This is a genomic window from Streptomyces noursei (assembly GCF_001646665.1).
Lineage (GTDB): Bacteria > Actinomycetota > Actinomycetes > Streptomycetales > Streptomycetaceae > Streptomyces > Streptomyces lavendulocolor.
In genome coordinates this window covers 1-250 of the sequence record NZ_LWBU01000257.1, presented here as the reverse complement: position 1 = coordinate 250, position 250 = coordinate 1, and the positions used below count along the sequence as shown (strand labels likewise).

Below are 250 nucleotides of genomic sequence, written 5' to 3'. Positions count from 1 at the left end.
CGAGCACGTACCGACCGAGCGCCGGCGGCCCCGGGAGGCGGACGGCATTCCCGGCCGGCCGGGGCCCGGCGCGCTGGTGCACGCCCAGGACAAGGGCGTGATGCGGGCCAGGCTCGACGAGGTCGGCGCCCCGTCCCCCCGCCACCGCAACGTGGCGGACCCGGCCGACGCGGCGGTCTTCGCCGCCGAGACCGGAGGGTTCCCGATCATCCTCAAGACGGTCCGCGGCGGATGCGACGGCAAGGGCGTG

General features: G+C 77.6%; 1 pseudogene. It reads left to right on the top strand.

Going from position 1 to position 250, the window contains the following annotated elements:
* A pseudogene (locus A4V12_RS18030) lies at positions 1–250 on the top strand (5-(carboxyamino)imidazole ribonucleotide synthase); the annotation flags it as partial.